A 2,173-nucleotide genomic window follows, 5' to 3' on the forward strand; every position below is an offset into this window, starting at 1 on the left:
GTGACGAGGGTCTCCGGGCTCGCGCCGATCAGACCGTCCACGGCGAAGGCCCAGGTGTCGGGGTAGCCGGTCGACAGGGCACGCACGAGACGGCGCAGGTCCGACCCGGCCGGGACGCTGCCGGTGAGGTCGCGCGCGAGCACGACCTTGCTCAGCTCGCCGTCGGCGATGCGGGTGAGCGCGCGGCGCACCGAGTCCTGGTAGCCCTGCGGGCTCTGGGCGCCCGGTCCGACGGTGCCGGCCCAGTGCGGACCGTACGGCTGGGTCGCGAACGGCTCCTCGGAGACGGGCGATGCGGCGAGGCGGATGCGGGTCTCCCAGAAGCGATCGCCGTGGCGCCCGAGCACCTGACTCGGCACGACGAGCACGCTGTCGGCCGCCGACTCCTCGTCGAAGGCGAACGCGCCGAAAGCCACCAGCCCGCTGCCGGGCAGGTCCACGGGGTCGGAGATCTCGGCCTGTGCCACCATGCCTCGCCAGGCGTTCGCGAGCGCCGCGGTGCGCGACAGTCCGGCCGCCGACGGCTGACGGACCTCGGCGAGCGGTTCTCCGACCGCGACGATGCCGTCTCCGCGCCGCAGCCAGGCGAGCGGGTGGGCGGGATCCGCGTAGGCGAGGAGGTCTTCGACCGGGGCGATCTCTCGGGTCTCCACGACCAGGTGGGTGGTGTGCACGCATCCAGCCTATGCCGCTCTCACGGCACGGATCTGCGCCGACGTAGGGTGAACGGATGAGCGCTGCACGCCCCGTACCCGGCACCGAGATGGTCTTCCAGTGGCGCAAGTGGGACGGGTCGCCGCACTGGCGGCACGAGTGCGTGTATCTCGGCGCCGACGAGTGGGGCGACTGGATCGGGCAGCCGGTGGGTTGGCACAGCTTCCGGCCCGGGGCCGAGTTCCATGCGGGCGGACCCAACGTCACGCTCGTTCCGGCGAGCGGCGACCACGCCGTGACGGTGAACCGTCGCCACCGCCGCGGCATGCGGATCTACATCGACCTGGGGTGGGACATCCACTGGTCCGACGACCCGCTCCTCGCGACCGGCATCGACATGGACCTCGATGTCGTGCGCGTGGCCGGGGCCCGGGGCACCTGGGTCGACGACCGCGACGAGTGGGCCGAGCACAGCGTCCGCTACGGCTATCCCGTCGACGTCATGGAGCATCTCGAGACGCTCGCGCTCGCCTTGGAGGATCGGGTGCGCGCGCAGGTCGCACCGTTCGACGATGCCACCGCCGATCCGTGGCTCGACCGCCTCGAAGCCCTGGGCCTCGCGCCTAGACTGAACGCGTGACTTCGAACGAGAAGAACCGCGCCGATCTCGGCAAGGACCCCGCCCGCGTCAGCGGCATGTTCGACCAGGTCGCCGCCGGGTACGACCGCACCAACACGGCCATGACCTTCGGCAACGACGTGCTGTGGCGCGCAGCGACCACCCGTGCGGTCGCCCCGAAGCCGGGGGAGCGGATCCTCGACCTCGGTGCAGGTACCGCCTCGTCGTCGGCGTCGCTCGCCCGCAGCGGTGCTGACGTCGTCGCGGCCGACTTCTCGCCCGGGATGCTGGCCGAGGGTGAACGTCGCCACGGTGCGATGCGCAACCTCTCGTTCGTGCAGGCGGACGCCACGGCGCTGCCGTTCGCGGATGCCGAGTTCGACGCGGTCACGATGTCGTACGCGCTGCGCAACGTCAACGATCCGAAGAAGGCGCTGCGCGAGCTGTATCGGGTGACCAAGCCCGGCGGCCGGCTCGTGATCAACGAGTTCTCCACGCCTCCGGGGAAGCTGTTCCGCGGCGCATACCGGTTCTACAACGCGCAGGTGCTGCCCCGTGTCGCCCGGGTGGCAGGCACGAACGGCGACGCGTACGACTACCTGAACGAGTCGATCCGCGAGTGGCCCGACCAGAAGAAGCTGTCGGCCTGGATCCGCGAGGCGGGTTGGGGCGACGTGGCCTACCGCAACCTCACGTTCGGCATCGTCGCCCTGCACCGAGCGCGCAAGCCCGCGTGAGCGCCGTGCACGCAACTGCGGCATCCCGGCGCAGGTAGGCTGGGACCGTGACTTCGAGCCCCATCGCCCCGGGTTCGCGGCTGGCCAGCCGTCTGGGGTTCAGCGACCGCGTGTTCATCGGCCCTGCCGCACGCAAGGTCGCGCGCGCGATCGAAGACGGCCT

General features: G+C 71.3%; 3 protein-coding genes. 2 read left to right on the top strand and 1 reads right to left on the bottom strand.

All coding sequences use genetic code 11. The features are described 5' to 3' along the window. Window positions 1-674: chorismate-binding protein (locus ACNPM4_RS13265; RefSeq protein ID WP_448985984.1), on the bottom strand; the 674-nt coding region annotated here is incomplete at its 3' end. A 56-nt stretch (window positions 675-730) separates the two neighbouring features. Between ACNPM4_RS13265 and ACNPM4_RS13270 the strand changes: the two genes are divergently transcribed. Both ACNPM4_RS13270 and ACNPM4_RS13275 read left to right on the top strand, forming a co-directional pair. Beyond that, window positions 731-1,294, top strand: a complete 564-nt coding sequence (locus ACNPM4_RS13270) for a DUF402 domain-containing protein (RefSeq protein WP_448985985.1) — start codon at window positions 731-733, stop codon at window positions 1,292-1,294. Further along, complete coding sequence (locus ACNPM4_RS13275) at window positions 1,291-2,010, top strand: class I SAM-dependent methyltransferase (RefSeq protein ID WP_029260904.1); 720 nt, start codon at window positions 1,291-1,293, stop codon at window positions 2,008-2,010. Before ACNPM4_RS13270 ends, ACNPM4_RS13275 begins: the two co-directional genes overlap by 4 nt. Window positions 2,011-2,173 lie beyond the last annotated feature (163 nt).

Source organism: Microbacterium umsixpiens (assembly GCF_053543675.1).

Excerpts from the sequence above, each read along its gene's own strand:
- ACNPM4_RS13270 (WP_448985985.1), top strand. The coding sequence starts at position 731 with ATGAGCGCTGCACGCCCCGTACCCGGCACCGAGATGGTCTTCCAGTGG.